The following is a 15,513-nucleotide window of genomic DNA, read 5'->3' as shown; positions in this document are numbered from 1 at the left end:
CGCTTCCCCACTTCCCTTTCGACGCAAGAAACGGCGTGTTGCTCGCGCGGCGATGGCGTTGTTGGCCGCTGGCTGTCGGCGTGGCTGGCGGTAGTCGCGGTGTCGCACGCATGATCGCGACGAGCAGTTCGCGCAGGCCCCTGCCCAAGCCGACCGTCCGCCGGCTCGGCGCGGACGATGCGCTGGCCTATCTGCGGGTGGGCGAGGGCGCGCCGGTGCTGCTGGTGCACGGGGCCCTGTGCGACTACCGCTACTGGGCACCGCAGCTGCGCGGCCTGGCCGACCGCTTCCAGCTCAGTGCACTGAGCCTGGGCCAGTACTACCCGCGACTGCCGTCGGCGTCGCGGCATGCGTTCGGCTGGCGCTGGCATGCGCAGCAGCTCGCCGCCTTCCTCGCCGAGGAAGCGCGGCCAGTGCACCTGGTCGGGCATTCCCGCGGAGCCGCCGTGGCTTGGCAGGCGGCATTGCTGCGGCCGGACGCCATCGCCAGCCTGACCCTGTTCGATCCAGGCGGTCCGCAGCCGCAGGGACTGCCGCCCGAGGTGCAGGCGGTCCGCGCACAGGCGATCGCGCTGCTGCAGGGCGGCCAGATCGAGGCGGGCCTGGAGTGCTTCGTCGATTCGGTCAGCCAGCCCGGGGCCTGGGCGCGCAGCAGCGCGAGCTTCCGGCAGATGGTGCGCGACAACGCGCAGACCCTGGTGCCGCAGATCGCCGATGCACTGCCGGCGTACCGGCCCGAGCAGGCCGCCACCCTGGCGATGCCGGTGTTGCTGGTCGCCGGCGAACGCAGTCCGGCCCAGTACCGCGACAACGCCGCCGCCCTGGCGGCCTGGCTGCCGCAGGTGCGCCATGAGGTACTCGCCGGCGCCTCCCATGGCATGACCTTCACGCATGCGCGCCGCTGCAACGGCTTGATCGCCGATGCGGTGGCCGCGGCCGACCGGATGCTTTGAGGCTCTGCTCGCGGATGCCGCGGCGTGGAACATTTTGCACTGGACGATTATTTGGACAGGAAGCGTGACCGGCGGATTTCTATGCACGGAACGTCCGTGCGCATTGCGGAAAATAAGTATGGGGAAATTTTCTGCGATTTGCGCATCGTCTGCGGTGATTGTCGGAAATTGGTTATAAATCCCGCTGCCGCCGACGCCGATTGAGCGTCATGCGCTGTCATGATGAGACCTGCGTTGCAGGATTGAAAAATTTAAAATTGAATCATTGACAGCCACAACGGCGGCAATAGATTTGAATCGAACGCGACATCGCTGCACTGCACAAAACGTCATCGCGTTCCACGCAAGCCCGACAGCTGCAGTCGGTACTCACTTAATGCTACTCAGGGGATTCCGTCATGAAAATGATTCGGATGCACGAACTCGTGCATGCCTTCGCGATCGCCGCTCTCGCGTTTCCCGCGACGCTGCTTGCGCCCGCCGCGTCCGCGCAGGCGATCGGGACATTTCCACCCATCGAAACAAGCATCTCGCTCCCACACGACGAAGCGTCGCATCGCCAGCCGGCCGAATGGTGGTACATGACCGGTTTTCTGGACGGCACCGATCCATCTGGGGGAAAACACTCATACGCGTATGAAATGGTGGTATTTCAGATCGTTGGTGTCGCCAATACCGCACCGATCTACGACGCGCATTTCGCGATCTCGGATCTGGATCGCGGCGATTTCCGTTTCAAGAAGCAGGTGGTGACCGGGCCGTTCACCACGTCGACGGATCGTTTCGATCTGGACGTCGCCGGCTTCCAGATGGGCGGTTCGATGGGCAGTTATTATGCCAAGGCCGCGCCTGTCGATCTGGATTATGCCATCGACCTCAGTACCCAGGCGCTGCAGAAACCGACCTTGAACGGAACCAATGGCGTGGAAACCTATGGCGGATTCATCTCGCCGTATTATTCCTTCAACGTCAATGCAACCAGCGGCACCGTCTGGGATCACGGCGTGCCGGTCAAGGTCACCGGCACTTCCTGGTACGACCACGAATGGGCCAACGGCATCCCGGGCGACGCCAACAGCGGGTGGACCTGGTTCGGCGTGTCGTTGGACGACAACAGCCAATACAACATCAGTTTCTTCATGAAGGGCGACGGTACGGTCGATCAGGCGCTCGCCGTCAAGACCGCCGAAGGTCACTACACCCCGCTCGATCCCAGTGCGCTCAAGCTCGAACGGATCGGCAGCTGGACGAGCCCCAACACCGGCTACACCTATCCGGCGCAATGGAAGGTCACCTTGCCGGACGGCGCGATCACGATCACGCCGACGCTGCAGAACGCCGAGCTGTATGCGCCGGCCACGCAGAAGTTCTATTTCGAGGGTCCTGCCAAGGTGGTCGGCACGGTGGCGGGGAAATCGATCACCGGCAGGGCATTCGCCGAAATGAACCCGTGGGGCGTGGATTGGGGGATGCGCGTCCTGCCGTGAAGTGCCCAGTCGCATCCAATCAGTACGACATCCATCATCATCTTGCAGGGGATCACAATGCGTCTGTCAACAAAAACGTTTAGCCGCTTCCGCGGCTGGCTCGCTGCTGCCATGGTCATCGCGTGCGGCTTCTCGTCCGCACCCGTGGCTGCGCAGGTGTTCGAAGAACCCACGCCGGTGCAATTGCCGCGCGACGAGGGTCCGCACCACAGTCAGTTGGAATGGTGGTATTTCGTCGGCCATCTGTATGGCGTGGACCCCAGCGGCGCCAAGCGCGAATTCGGCTACGAGGTCACCGTGTTCCAGTTGTGGCCGATCGGGTCCGGGACTGCCACCTATTCCTGGCACTTCGCGGTCACCGACGTGAACAACAAGCTGCACAAGGTGGAGGAGCGCGTCGTCACCGATCAGATTCCCGATCAGAAGGGCTCTTTCAACTTCGCCAACAACGGCTGGTCGATCAGCGGGTCGCAGCAGAATTACGCGATCAAGGGCGCACTGAGCGATGGGCGCTTCGCCATCGACCTCAAGACCAGCAGCGACATGCCGTTCGTGCTGCATAACGGCAACGGCGTGGTGGACTACCGTCCCATCGCCAAGACCTCGGCGTACTACTCTTCCACGGCGCTGGACACCGAAGGCACGGTCTACGACAACGGCGTGCCGATCAAGATCATCGGTACCTCGTGGCAGGACCGGCAGTGGTTCGTGAAAGGCATGGCCTCCGACGAGAACGGCTCCTTCTTCGGCGGCGGCTGGAACTGGTTCGCCATCCAGATGGATAACGACACCCAGTACATGCTGTATTACCTTCAGGACCCCAACACTGGCGCCATTACCAACAAGTACGGCACGCGCGTGTCCAAGGGCGTGGCGACCCCCGTCTCCGGCGACCAGATGGATCTGCAACGGCTGGCGACCTGGACGAGTCCGAACTCCGGTTACACCTACGAGTCCAAGTGGAACGTGATCCTGCCGGAAGGCAACCTGCTCATCACGCCGCTGGTCGACGACCAGGAGATGCTCTGGACCGGGCACCGCACGTATTGGGAAGGCGCTTCGCAAGTGGTCGGCACGCTCAACGGCGCTGCCGTGACCGGCCGCAGCTACGTCGAAGTCAATCCGTGGCGACAGCCGTACACGTCGCTGCCCTGAACGAGGCGGCGTATCGCAGCAACCTTGTTCCAGGCGGAGATAGTCGCCTGGAACAACGGTGTGTGTGACGTGGGCAGCGGTGGTGCACGGCGCGGCGACGGCCGCGCCGATTGGCCCGAGGAGGCCGCCGCCGCCTCGCGGTTGGGCGGGATAGGCGCAGCGTCGCGCCAGGGGGCACGCGCGCCATCCCGCAGGAGCGCGGTGCCCGCCGCGTTCCTGCGGGAGGGTTCGCCGGCTGCGGATTGGTCGGGTCGTTTGTAGAAGCGGCGTCAGCCGCGACAGGCTTCGCCGGGAAGGCCCCGTCGCGGCTGAAGCCGCTCCTGCAAACTACTTCCCGTCGTTATTGGCGGTTCCCCGAAGCCGCACCCACACGACAGGCCACCGTCCTGCGGCTCAAGCTCGCAGAGGAGTGAGTGCGTCGGAGGTGGTGCGGGCGGCGCTCCAACATGGCCCGCATCCGTTCGATCCACAGACCAGCGGTGGCGGCGGTCCTAGGCGCTACGCGCCACCGGGGCCGGTTCGCCACGATCCAGTTGCCGGTACGCGATGGCTTCGGTCAGGTGCGCGGTGGCGATGCGCTCGCTGGCGTCCAGGTCGGCGATGGTGCGGGCCACGCGCAGGATCCGATGCAGCGAGCGCGCCGACAGCCGCAGGCGCTCGATGGCCTGTTCCAGCAGCGCCTCGTCGCGCGGCTGCAGGCGGCAGTCGCGCAGGGTTTCGCTGTGGCCGAGCTGGCCGTTGGGCCGGCCGGCGCGGGCCTGCTGGCGTTGCCGCGCCTGCTCCACGCGCTCGCGCACGACGGCGCTGGCTTCGCCGGGCGGCGCATCGGCGCGCAGCGCCTGTGGCGGCAGCCGCGGCACTTCCACGTGCAGGTCGATGCGGTCCAGCAGCGGGCCGGAGATGCGCGCGCGGTATCGCCGCACCGCGTCCTCGCTGCAGCGGCAGCGACCGCTGGGGTCGCCGGCCCAGCCGCAGGGGCAGGGATTCATCGCCGCCACCAGTTGGAAGCGCGCGGGAAACTCGGCGCTGCGCGCCGCGCGCGACACGGTCACCTGGCCCGATTCCAGCGGCTCGCGCAGCACTTCCAGCGCATGCCGGTTCCACTCCGGCAGTTCGTCCAGGAACAGCACGCCGTGGTGCGCCAGCGAGATCTCGCCCGGGCGCGGATGAGTGCCGCCGCCGACCAGCGACACCGCGCTGGCGGTGTGGTGCGGTGCGCGGTAGGGGCGTTGCCGCCAGCGTGCCGGATCCACGCCGCGGCCGCTGACCGAAGCGATGGCCGCGCTCTCCAGTGCCTCGGCTTCGCTGGCCGCGGGCAGGATCCCGGGCAGGCGCGAGGCCAGCAGGGTCTTGCCGCAGCCGGGGCTGCCGATCAGCAACAGGTGGTGATGCCCGGCCGCGGCGATCTCCAGGGCGCGCCGCGCCTGCGCCTGGCCGCGCACGTCGCTCAGGTCGGGAAAGGGCGCGGCGACCGTGGGCGGCGCGGTGGCCGCGGGCAGGGTCTTGCTGCCGTTGAGCAGGCCGCAGACTTCCAGCAGGGTGCGTGCGGTGTAGGCCTGCACGTGTTGCGCCAACGCGGCCTCGGCGCCGTTGTCGGCCGGGACGATCAGGGTGCGCCCAGCCTGGGCGGCGGCCAGTGCGGCCGGCAGGACGCCGTCGACCGGACGCAGTTCGCCGGTCAAGGCCAGTTCGCCTAGGAATTCGTACTGGCCGAGCACCTGCGGGTCGAGCTGGCCGGCGGCGGCGAGGATGCCCAGCGCGATCGGCAGGTCGAAGCGGCCGCCCTCCTTGGGCAGGTCGGCCGGGGCCAGGTTGACCGTGATCCGCCGTGCCGGGAACTCGTACTGCGCGCAGAGCAGGGCGGCGCGGACGCGGTCGCGCGATTCGCGTACCGCCGCCTCGGGCAGGCCGACGATCTGCGTGGTCGGCAGGCCGCCGGACAGATGGACTTCGACCCGAACCGGAGGCGCAAGCACCCCCGCGCGGGCACGGCTGTGCACCAGCGCCAGGCTCATGGTGGCGGGTGGATCAGGCGGTGGGGCTGGGCGACTGCCCGCTGTGTGCCGCTTCCAGCGCGGCGACGCTGCGCTCCAGCGCTTCGAGCTTCTCGCGGGTGCGCAGCAGCACTGCGCGCTGCACTTCGAATTCCTCGCGGGTGACCAGGTCGAGCTTGCCCAGCCCGGCCTGCAGCGCGCTCTTGAAGGTGCTCTGCAGTTCGTCGCGGGATTGGCGCAGGCCCGGCGGCACCAGATCGCTGAGGCGGCGGGCGAGGTCGTCGAGATGGTTGAGGTCGATCATGGCTGTGCTCCGGCAGGTGGCGTCAGACTGCGGTATCCGGCGGGTCGGGACCATCGGGATCGGACGCGGCGCGCTGTCGGAAAATTCCGGCGTTGGGGGCGCGCGGCCATTGAACCCGACGGCCGGGAATCGCGCAACCGCGCTATCCTGACGCCATTGTGATTGGAGAACGCCGCATGAAGATGATCATGGCCGTGATCAAGCCGTTCAAGCTCGACGACGTGCGCGAGGCGCTCGCCGCGCAGGGCGTGGCCGGCATCACCGTCACCGAGGTCAAGGGCTTCGGCCGGCAGAAGGGCCACACCGAGCTGTATCGCGGCGCCGAGTACGTGGTCGATTTCCTGCCCAAGGTGAAACTGGAAGTGGCGGTCAGCGAGGACCAGGTCGAGCGCGTGGTCGAGGCCATCGTCAAGGCCGCCGCCACCGGCAAGATCGGCGACGGCAAGGTGTTCGTCTACGACCTGGGCACGGTGGTGCGGATCCGCACCGGCGAACTGGACGCGGACGCGCTGTAACGCAGTCACCGCGCCTGCATCGCCGTGGCATGGATGGTGTCGTGTAGGAGCGGTTTCAGCCGCGATGGGCGTTCCCGATAGAACCTGTCGCGGCTGAAACCGCCCCTACAGGCGTGGCGGGCCAGTTGGATAGGTCAGGCACGCTGCGCGTCAGTTGCCGACTCAGACGCCGCCGTAGCCGCGGCCGAGGGTGAGCCAGAACGTCGCCACCACCAGCACCGCCACGACGACCGTGGCGCGGCTGGACGGTAGCGGCAGTGGCGCGCGCGACCGGCGCGACAGCGCGATGACCACCAGGCCGATCGGTGCCAACAGGCCTTCCTGCGCCGCCTCGCGCAGTGCCGGCAGCACCGGCCCGGCATGGAACAGCACGCTCGCGCAGGCCACCGCGCCGGCACTGGCGTAGGCCACCAGCATTGGCCTGCCTTTCGGCAGCCACGGGGCGATGGCGCGCAGCACCTGCAGATACAGCCAGGCGCCGGCCAGTCCCATCCCCAGCCGCCACGCCCAGGCCGGCTGCAGGGCGAGATCGCGCAGGACGAAGGCGAGGTCGCCGTCATTGGTGACCGCGGAGAACAGCAGATAGCCGGCGCCCCACATTCCGTTGAAGGCGGCGATCAGCGCGAGCGCCAGGCGCGGCGTGTCCGCGCGACGGCGGCGTGCCGCCAGGATGCAGGCTGCGGCCACGCACAGATTCGCCAGCGGGCCGGCGGCATCGACGAAGGGGCGCCCAGGCTGGCAGCGGAAGTACACCGACGTGAGCCAGCGGACGGTGCCGCCGCTGCCCAGGCAGGCCAGGCCATGGCCTACCGCTTCGTGGGCGACGCAGGCGACGACGAAGCCGATCGCGGTCAGCGCGCACAGGGTCCACGGCGACGTCGTCTGGGAGCGCATGGCAGGCTCGCGGTGTGTGCGATGGAGGCCGGCGCATCGTCGCACGCGCCGGCCATGGCGTGCGGCATCGTTTGGCGCCTACAGCGCGCGATCGCGGCAACCGGCGAGGCGATGCCATGCGCGATGCAGCGCGCCTGTCGATTCGGATGCGCACGCGTTGGGGGCCGGCCTTACCGAGGGCCCCGACAGCGCCGGCGATCCGCGGCATCGGCGCACGTCAGGCGCGCGCCGATGCCGAAGAGGACCGGGGGCTTAGCCGCCCAGCGCCTCGGCCACGAACGGCGGCAGCACCTGGGTGCCGGTGTGCAGGTGCGCGCTGTAGTAGCGGGTGGCGAACGGCTTGGCCGCGGCGTCGTCCTGGCGGAAGTCGAAGCCGCCCTGCTTGCGCGCCATGGTCACGCTCCACCAGCCGGTCGGGTAGCACGGCTGCGGGAACGGCACGGTGTGGAAGCTGGCGAAGCCGGCCTTGCCCATTTCCGTGCGCATTTCCTTGATCAGGTCCAGCAGCGCCAGCGGCGACTCGGACTGCTGCACCAGGATGCCGTCGTCCTTCAGCGCCTTGAAGCAACTCTCGTAGAAGGCCTTGTTGAACAGGCCTTCGGCCGGGCCGACCGGGTCGGTGGAGTCGACGATGACGATGTCCACGCTGCCGGCCGGGCAGTTGGCCATGTAGGCCACGCCGTCGTCGAACAGCAGCTCGGCGCGCGGGTCGTTGTTGGAGTCGCACAGTTCCGGGAAGTACTTCTCGGCCATGCGCGTGACCTGCTCGTCGATGTCGCACTGGGTGGCGCTTTCCACGCCCGGGTGCTTGAGCACTTCGCGCAGGGTGCCGCAGTCGCCACCGCCGATGATCACCACGCGCTTGGGCGCGGCGTGGGTGAACAGCGCCGGATGGCTGATCATCTCGTGGTAGAAGAAGTTGTCGCGCGTGGTCAGCATCACCGCGCCGTCGATCACCATCAGCTTGCCCCAGTCGGTGGTGTCGTAGATCTCGATCTTCTGGAACGGCGACTGCACCTCGTCCAGCTTGCCGGTGATGCGGTAGCCGATGGCCGAGCCGGTGGGCTGGAAGTGTTCGATGTACCAGTTGTCGTTGGCGCTCATGGAATGTCCTAGGAAAGCAAAAAGAATGCAGCGTTTCCTTCTCCCCCCGGGAGAAGGTGGCGCGAAGCGCCGGATGAGGGTCGGGCGCAGCCTCATGCAGCCAGGTCACACGAGGCTGTTACGACACCTCCCCGGATGAGGGTCGGGCGCAGCACGTGCAGCCGAGCTACCCGATGCTGTCGCCGCACCCTCCGGACGCGGCCTCGCGCACTCAAGCCACGCCAGGCGCCCGCGAACCCGGCCCGGCTCCACCAGGAGCCGAGGGCGTTGGAACGGCGCGGATTGTAACGGACCCCACGCGTAGCAGGGGTTACAATCCACGCCCTTTTTCCCTCAGCCGAGCCGCCACGATGAGCGATTGGTCCCTCGACCAAGCCCGCAAGACCTACTCGATCCCGCACTGGGCCGACGGGTACTTCGACGTGGACGCGGCCGGCCGGGTGGTGGTGCGGCCGCAGGGCGCCGACGGCGTGGCGATCGCGCTGCCGGAGGTAGTGGACGCCGCGCGCGCGGCCGGGGCCAAGCTGCCGATGCTGGTGCGCTTCCCGGACATCCTCGGCGAGCGCCTGGGCAAGCTGCAGGCCGCCTTCGCCCAGGCCCAGGCCGACTGGGACTACAGCGGCGGCTACACCGCCGTGTACCCGATCAAGGTCAACCAGCACCGCGGCGTGGCCGGCACCCTGGCCAGCCACCAGGGCGAGGGCTTCGGCCTGGAGGCGGGCAGCAAGCCGGAGCTGATGGCGGTGCTGGCGCTGTCGCGGCCGGGCGGGCTGATCGTCTGCAACGGCTACAAGGACCGCGAGTACATTCGCCTGGCGCTGATCGGGCGCAAGCTCGGCCTGCAGACCTTCATCGTCATCGAGAAGCCGTCGGAGCTGAAGCTGGTGCTGGAGGAGGCGCGCGCGCTGGACGTGAAGCCGGGACTGGGCGTGCGCATGCGCCTGGCCTCGCTGGGCGCGGGCAAGTGGCAGAACAGCGGTGGTGACAAGGCCAAGTTCGGGCTGTCGCCGCGGCAGGTGCTGGACCTGTGGAAGACGCTGCGCGACACCGAATACGCCGACGCGCTGAACCTGCTGCACTTCCACATGGGGTCGCAGATCTCCAACGTGCGCGACATCGCCAACGGCATGCGCGAGGCCACCCGCTATTTCGTCGAGCTGTCCAAGCTGGGCGCGAAGATCAGCCACGTCGACGTCGGTGGCGGCCTGGGCATCGACTACGAAGGTACCCGCTCGCGCAGCTACTGCTCGATCAACTACGGCCTGCATTCCTACGCCAGCAACATCGTGCAGCCGCTGGCCAGCGCCTGCGAGGAGCACGGCCTGCCGCCGCCGCGCATCGTTACCGAATGCGGGCGCGCGATGACCGCGCACCACGCCGTGCTGATCGCCAACGTGTCCGAAGTGGAACAGGCGCCGGAAGGCCGCGTGCCCGACGCGCACGACGACGAACCGGCGGCGATCCGCCACCTGCGCGAGATCCATGCCGAACTGGACCAGCGCCCGGCGGTGGAACTGTTCCAGGAGGCGCAGCATTTCCACGCCGAAGGCCTCAGCGGCTACGCCCTGGGCCAGATCGACCTGACCCATCGCGCGCGCATCGACGACCTGTTCTATGCCATCGCCCATGGCGTGCGGGCGCGGCTGAGCCACGAGGAAAAGAGCCACCGCCCGGTGCTGGACGAGCTCAACGAGCGTCTGGTCGACAAGTACTTCGTCAACTTCAGCGTGTTCGAATCGATTCCCGACGTGTGGGCGATCGATCAGGTGTTCCCAATCGTGCCGATCGAGCGCCTGAACGAGGCGCCGGCGCGGCGCGGCGTGGTCTGCGACATGACCTGCGATTCCGACGGCATGGTCAAGACCTACGTCGAGAACGAAAGCCTGGACAGCTCGCTGCCGCTGCACGCGCTGCGCCCGGGCGAAAGCTACCGCATCGGCTTCTTCCTGGTCGGCGCCTACCAGGAGATCCTGGGCGACATCCACAACCTGTTCGGCGACACCGACGCGGTGGAAGTGGCGGTGGATGGCGACGGCTACCGCATCGCCCAGCAGCGCCGCGGCGATACCACCGACGTGATGCTGGACTACGTCGGCTACCGCCTGGACGACCTGCGCGCCGCCTACGCCGAACGCGTCGCCGCCGCGCAGTTGCCGGCCGCGCAGGCCACGGAACTGGCCGACGCGCTCGAGGCCGGCCTGACCGGCTACACCTACTTGTCGGACGAACCGCTGGGCTGACAGCGCGCGACCCACGCAAGCCCCTCTCCCCTCGGGAGAGGGGTTGGGGTGAGGGTACGCCGCTGCAAGTAAGCATGGGGGACGCCTAGCGCCGCCGCCGCGCTTTCCAGGCGCGATCGCGCCGATGCCGGTGCACGCCCGCCGCCGCAACCGGCGATGCAGCCAGTAAGCTGCGCGCTCCCCACCGCCAACCCCCTGCGATGCGCTATCCCGGCCTCGACCTGCTGCGCGCCACCGCCATCGTCTGGGTGATGTTGTTCCACTCCTTCGTGGTCGGTGGGCTCGGCCCGGATTGGGAGTGGCTGTCGCGCTATGGCTGGATGGGCGTGGATCTGTTCTTCGTGCTCAGCGGCTTTTTGATCGGGGGCCAGGTGCTGGCGCCGCTGGCCCGCGGCGAGCGGCTGCGCTACGGCGAGTTCTACCGGCGCCGCGCCTACCGCATCCTGCCGGCGTACGCAGTGGTGCTGGCGTTGTACCTGGCATGGCCCGGCTTCCGCGAAGCGCCCGGGATCGCGCCGTGGTGGCTGTTCGCCAGTTTCACCCTCAACCTGGGCATCGACTACGCCAACCAGCAGGCGTTCTCGCATGCCTGGTCGCTGTGCGTGGAAGAGCACTTCTACCTGGTGTTTCCGCTGCTGGCGGCGTGGATGCTGCGGCGGCCATCGGCGCCGCGTTTCGTGGCGCTGTGCGTGGCCGTGGTGCTGGCCGGCATCGCCCTGCGCAGTGCGATCTGGATGCACGACAGCGCGCTGGATCGCATCGGTGCCGGGCTGCAGCGCAACTGGTTCATCGAGGATCTCTACTATCCGACCTGGAACCGCCTGGACGGCCTGCTGGCGGGGGTGGCGTTGGCAGTGCTGAAGACCTTCCGGCCGCAGCACTGGCAGCGGCTGCAGCGTAACGCCAGCGTCGTGGCGCTTGCCGGCATCGTGGTCTGTGCGCTGGCGATGTGGCTGTTCCGCGACCGCACCGGCCTGCTCGGCAATGCCATCGGCTGGCCGGTGCTGTCGTTGGGACTGGCGCTGCTGGTCGGCGCCGGCGCCTCCACCCAGGGATGGCTGGGGCGCTGCCGGATGCCGGGCGCGGCCTGGCTGGCCGCGGTGTCCTACAGCCTGTACCTGAGCCACAAGGCGGCGTTCCATCTGACCCAGGCGTGGTTCGGCGCGCTGCTGGACGGGCGTGGACCGCTCGCCTTCGCCGTCTATGCCGGCATGGCGCTGCTGTTCGCGGCTGTCCTGCACTACGCGGTGGAGCGGCCGTTCCTGCGCCTGCGCGAGCGGCGCAGCGCCGCGGCTGTCGCGACCGCGCATGGTTGAACGCACGGTTTCCGATCCGCGCGGCACGTCCCGGTGAAGAGCGATGGCAATCCTTCAAGACCGTGGCCAGCGGCGGCGCCACATGCTCGCCGGCGTCCTGATCGCCAGGAGGATGCCCTGCAAGGGCGGCAGGTAAGCGCGCGGGACGTCTCAGCCATCCCCGACCAGCGCTGCATGCGCCGCCTGCAGGCGCTGTTGCAGGATCTCCGCCAGCCGCGCCACCGCCGGCGGCGGCACGGCGACCGCGCGATGCAGGCTCAGCCCTAGCGCCGGCAACGCGGGCAGGCCGCCGGCGCCGGGCGGGAGCAGGGTCAGTCCGGCCGGCACCCCGGCCGGGGTGCGCAGGGTGATGCCCAATCCGGCGCGGACCGCCGCCCATACGCCGCCGAGGCTGGCGCTGGTGAAGGCGATGCGCCATGGGATGCCGGCGCGGTCCAGTGCGGTGGTCGCGGCCGTGCGCAGCAGGCAGGGGGCTTCCAGCATCACCAATGGCAATGGCGCCGCGCCGCTCCAGTCGGCCACGTCCGGCGCGCTGCGGCCGCCTGCGGCGATCCAGCGCAGCGGCCACGCCGCTTGCGCCTGCCGATGCGCCGAGGCCGCGCCGGAGTCCCAGGCCAGGGCCAGATCCAGTTGCCCGGCCTCCACCCGCGCCAGCAGTTCCTGGTGGCGGGCGATGCGCGCTTCGATCCGCACCTGCGGGTGGGCGCGGGCGAAACGCCCGAGCACGTCCGGCAGCATGTGCTCGCCGAAGTCCTCCTGCAGCCCCAGCCGCACCCAGCCTTGCAGCGCCGTGTCCTGCAGGGCCACGACCGCCTCGTCGTTGAGCTCGAGCAGCCGCCGCGCGTAGCCCAGCAAGGCTTCGCCGGCCTCGGTCAGGGCCAGGCCGCGGCCCTGGCGGCGCAGCACCGGCTGCCCGGCCTGCTCCTCCAGCTTCTTCAGCTGTGCGCTGATTGCCGAGGTGGAACGCCCGCGGCGCTCGGCCGCCCTGGCGAAGCTGCCCAACTCCACGCCGGCGACGAAGCTGCGCAGCGCGTCGAGGTCGAAGGTGATGGGGCGCATCGTTCGATCCTGATTTTCCGGACGGTCGTTTCGATATTTTCCGATTTTTCGAAAGGTTGTGCGCGACTAGGCTGTGCCCGTTCCCCCTGCGAGACCTTCCGATGTCCGACCCATCCACGCCGTTTCCTTCCCCGCAGGCCGCGTTCGGCGACATCGCGCCGGCCTTCGCCCGCCTCACCGACGAGGTGCTGTTCGCCGAGGTGTGGCAGCGCCCTGGGCTGTCGCCGCGCGAGCGCAGCCTGGTCACGGTGGCGGCACTGGTAGCCCTGTCGCGACTGGAGCAGTTGCCGCTGCACCTGGCGCGCGCACTGGACAACGGTCTGGACCGCGACACCCTGGCCGAGGCCATCACCCACCTGGCGTTCTACGCCGGCTGGCCGTGTGCGGCGTCCGCGCTGCCGTTGCTGCGCACCGCTGCCGCGGCGCGGCCGGCCATGACGGAGATGCGCTGATGCCGTACGCCCGCATCTCGCTACTGCGCGGTCATCCGCCTGCCTACCTGCGCGCGCTGTCGGCCAGCCTCTACCAGGCCATGCACGAGGCCTTCGACGTGCCGGCTGGCGACTGCTTCCAGGTCATCCACCAGCACGACCCGGACGAATTGGTGTTCGACCGTCACTACTTGGGCGGGCCGCGCTCGGATGGCTTCGTGCTCATCGCCATCACCGCCGGCCGCGAACGCAGCAACGCCTGCAAGCAGGCGTTCTACCGGCGCCTGGTCGAATTGCTGGCGATCGCGCCGGGGATCGCCCCGGAGGACGTGATGGTCACCATCGTCACCACCGCGGCGCAGGACTGGTCGTTCGGCGGCGGCCGCGCCGGTATCACGGCCCGCGGAGTGCCTGCATGATCGCCATGCAATACAGCATCGCGTTGCCGGCGGACTACGACATGGCGATCATCCGCCGCCGCATCGCCGACAAAGGCCCGTTGCTCGACACGCTGCCGGGGCTGCAGTTCAAGGCCTACCTGGTCGCCGATCGCAGCGATCCGCTGCTGCCCGGCCGGCAGAACCTGTATGCGCCGTTCTATCTGTGGCGCGATGCGGCGGCGATGCACGCGTTCCTCGCCGGCCCCGCGTTCGCCGCGCTGTGCGAGGCCTTCGAACGCCCGACCGTGCAGGCGTGGATGGTCGGTACGGCGTGGACGTCCGCGGCGCTGCGCTCGGCGCGCTACGCCACCCGCGCGCTTCCGGCGCCATCGCCTGCCTGCGGAAACGACACCGCCGACATGGACGTGCCTGACGAACGCGTGCTGGCCACGGTGTGCGGCTACGAACCGCAGGGATGGACGCGGCTGCGTTTTCATCTGTGGCGCGATCTGCCGCCGGAAGACGCCGCCGCGCACTGCTATGCCGTGCATCACCTCAGCGTGCCCGGCGTGACCGACGCCGCCGGGTGAGCCGGTGGCGTTGGATGCTCAGTACATGTTCTTCTTGTAGTCGGCCTGCAGCCCTTTGCGCACCACGCCGGGCACCGAGACCGCCGCGCGCATCAGCGTGGCCTGGGCGCCGCGCGCGCCGCTGAGCCGGACGTGGTCGCGGAAGATCGTCGGCGGGTCCAGGTCGTGTGCGATGGCGGCGGGCGGCCAACGGTCGAAACGACCGAGCGCGCGGCTGTGCGTCTCCTCCATGAGCGCCGGCAGCACCCGCACCGCCAGATGCGGAACGCGTCCATCGACGGCGAGCGCGTTGCGGATCGCCTCGTCGGTGCTGGGGCGGGCGAGCCCCTCGATGCACACGCAGCGCGCGCTGCCGGGGCGCAGTGCCAGCAGCGCGAGCTGCGGCCGCGCCAGCAGGTTGCCCAGGCTGTCGACGCGGCGATTGCCCGGCCGGTCGGCGAACCACCAGGCGTCGCGGTGGGCTTGCAGCAAGGCCCCGGCGCGATCCCCGCGCGGACTGACATCGACGCGGCCCTCGGCATCGGCGGTGGCCAGGATCAGCAGTCGGCAACTGGCGAGCAATCCTTCCGGCGTCTCCGGTGGCGTGGTGTCGGTCTGCGCCTCCGCGTGCCACCAGTCGGCACGCAGCAGGGCCTTGGCGCAGTGCAGATAGCATTCCTCGACGGCAACGAACACGCGCGTGCCGTCGTCGCCGGCGATGCGGCCATTGACCCGCAGGGTTTCGCCTAATCCGGGCACCAGGAACAGCGAACCGAAGCCGGCGCCGACGTGCGCGTGGGCGGTGTCCAGTGCCTGCAGCGGGATCGACAGCAAATGCGGCGTATCGCCGCGCGCGAAGCCGGGTGCACCGCTGCCCGCACTCAATGCCAGGCGCTGGCCGGCGACGCCGGCGAACAGCAAGGGGCTGGCGGCCAGCCAGCGCAGCGCATGCGCGTCCAGGTGGTCGATCACCTTCAGGTCGCGCGGACCGGGCAGGTGGCCCACGCAGTCCTGCAGCTGCGCCGCATCGGTGACGAAGTCGGTCATGGCGATGTCTCCCGGAAGCGGAAGACGCCGTGGTCGAGCGAAGCGGGAGAGATCATCGCAAAGCA

General features: G+C 69.0%; 15 protein-coding genes. 9 read left to right on the top strand and 6 right to left on the bottom strand.

The features are described from left to right. The first annotated feature begins 110 nt into the window (after positions 1 to 110). The 3 genes from SLW55_RS14400 to SLW55_RS14390 all read left to right on the top strand — a co-directional run bounded on the left by SLW55_RS14400 (position 111) and on the right by SLW55_RS14390 (position 3,595). Positions 111 to 953, top strand: coding sequence for an alpha/beta fold hydrolase (locus SLW55_RS14400; RefSeq protein ID WP_152238804.1), 843 nt, complete (start codon positions 111 to 113; stop codon positions 951 to 953). A 398-nt stretch (positions 954 to 1,351) separates the two neighbouring features. Continuing rightward, positions 1,352 to 2,440, top strand: a complete 1,089-nt coding sequence (locus SLW55_RS14395) for a carotenoid 1,2-hydratase (RefSeq protein WP_226977771.1) — start codon at positions 1,352 to 1,354, stop codon at positions 2,438 to 2,440. Between the two features lie 111 nt (positions 2,441 to 2,551). After that, positions 2,552 to 3,595 carry a lipocalin-like domain-containing protein gene (locus SLW55_RS14390; protein WP_320745334.1) on the top strand — a complete coding sequence of 348 codons (1,044 nt, stop codon included), beginning with the start codon at positions 2,552 to 2,554 and terminating at the stop codon, positions 3,593 to 3,595. 491 nt (positions 3,596 to 4,086) lie between these two features. Here the strand turns inward: SLW55_RS14390 and SLW55_RS14385 are convergent, their stop codons facing one another. Together SLW55_RS14385 and SLW55_RS14380 are read right to left on the bottom strand one after the other, a co-directional pair. After that, entirely contained in the window at positions 4,087 to 5,610 is a 1,524-nt protein-coding gene (locus SLW55_RS14385) for a YifB family Mg chelatase-like AAA ATPase (protein ID WP_320745333.1), read from the bottom strand. A gap of 13 nt (positions 5,611 to 5,623) precedes the next feature. Continuing rightward, the gene (locus SLW55_RS14380; protein ID WP_267093386.1) at positions 5,624 to 5,893 is read right to left on the bottom strand and encodes an accessory factor UbiK family protein; all 270 of its coding nucleotides are present in this window, start codon (positions 5,891 to 5,893) and stop codon (positions 5,624 to 5,626) included. Between the two features lie 176 nt (positions 5,894 to 6,069). Between SLW55_RS14380 and SLW55_RS14375 the strand changes: the two genes are divergently transcribed. After that, complete coding sequence (locus tag SLW55_RS14375) at positions 6,070 to 6,408, top strand: P-II family nitrogen regulator (protein WP_010341856.1); 339 nt, start codon at positions 6,070 to 6,072, stop codon at positions 6,406 to 6,408. 162 nt (positions 6,409 to 6,570) lie between these two features. Here the strand turns inward: SLW55_RS14375 and SLW55_RS14370 are convergent, their stop codons facing one another. Both SLW55_RS14370 and speE read right to left on the bottom strand, forming a co-directional pair. Beyond that, on the bottom strand, positions 6,571 to 7,302 hold the full coding sequence (locus tag SLW55_RS14370) for a hypothetical protein (RefSeq protein WP_267100434.1): 732 nt from the start codon (positions 7,300 to 7,302) through the stop codon (positions 6,571 to 6,573). Positions 7,303 to 7,554: 252 nt separating this feature from the next. Next, the gene (speE, locus tag SLW55_RS14365; RefSeq protein WP_017908019.1) at positions 7,555 to 8,406 is read right to left on the bottom strand and encodes a polyamine aminopropyltransferase; all 852 of its coding nucleotides are present in this window, start codon (positions 8,404 to 8,406) and stop codon (positions 7,555 to 7,557) included. Positions 8,407 to 8,756: 350 nt separating this feature from the next. On the opposite strand from speE, the gene speA reads away from it, so the two are divergent. Both speA and SLW55_RS14355 read left to right on the top strand, forming a co-directional pair. Further along, a complete protein-coding gene (speA, locus tag SLW55_RS14360) occupies positions 8,757 to 10,646 on the top strand; it encodes an arginine decarboxylase (protein WP_267095599.1) in 1,890 nt (629 codons plus the stop codon). A 200-nt stretch (positions 10,647 to 10,846) separates the two neighbouring features. Beyond that, on the top strand, positions 10,847 to 11,962 hold the full coding sequence (locus SLW55_RS14355; protein WP_295920567.1) for an acyltransferase: 1,116 nt from the start codon (positions 10,847 to 10,849) through the stop codon (positions 11,960 to 11,962). Between the two features lie 150 nt (positions 11,963 to 12,112). Here the strand turns inward: SLW55_RS14355 and SLW55_RS14350 are convergent, their stop codons facing one another. Further along, a complete protein-coding gene (locus SLW55_RS14350) occupies positions 12,113 to 13,021 on the bottom strand; it encodes a LysR substrate-binding domain-containing protein (protein ID WP_295965639.1) in 909 nt (302 codons plus the stop codon). Positions 13,022 to 13,122: 101 nt separating this feature from the next. Between SLW55_RS14350 and SLW55_RS14345 the strand changes: the two genes are divergently transcribed. From SLW55_RS14345 to SLW55_RS14335, 3 genes are read left to right on the top strand one after another with little or no spacing between them, the layout of a single operon-like run. Continuing rightward, on the top strand, positions 13,123 to 13,473 hold the full coding sequence (locus SLW55_RS14345; RefSeq protein ID WP_152238799.1) for a carboxymuconolactone decarboxylase family protein: 351 nt from the start codon (positions 13,123 to 13,125) through the stop codon (positions 13,471 to 13,473). Further along, entirely contained in the window at positions 13,473 to 13,871 is a 399-nt protein-coding gene (locus SLW55_RS14340) for a tautomerase family protein (protein WP_295965637.1), read from the top strand. The genes SLW55_RS14345 and SLW55_RS14340 overlap by 1 nt, the downstream gene beginning before the upstream one ends. Next, on the top strand, positions 13,868 to 14,422 hold the full coding sequence (locus SLW55_RS14335; RefSeq protein WP_295965635.1) for a DUF4865 family protein: 555 nt from the start codon (positions 13,868 to 13,870) through the stop codon (positions 14,420 to 14,422). Before SLW55_RS14340 ends, SLW55_RS14335 begins: the two co-directional genes overlap by 4 nt. Before the next feature lie 18 nt (positions 14,423 to 14,440). Here the strand turns inward: SLW55_RS14335 and SLW55_RS14330 are convergent, their stop codons facing one another. Next, positions 14,441 to 15,448, bottom strand: a complete 1,008-nt coding sequence (locus tag SLW55_RS14330; RefSeq protein ID WP_320745332.1) for a pyridoxamine 5'-phosphate oxidase family protein — start codon at positions 15,446 to 15,448, stop codon at positions 14,441 to 14,443. Between the last annotated feature and the right edge of the window lie 65 nt (positions 15,449 to 15,513).

It is taken from the genome of Xanthomonas sp. LF06-19, assembly GCF_034105425.1.
Taxonomy (GTDB): domain Bacteria; phylum Pseudomonadota; class Gammaproteobacteria; order Xanthomonadales; family Xanthomonadaceae; genus Xanthomonas_A; species Xanthomonas_A sontii.
Note: the sequence above shows the minus strand (reverse complement) of the source record. Positions and strands in the feature narration are given on the sequence as shown.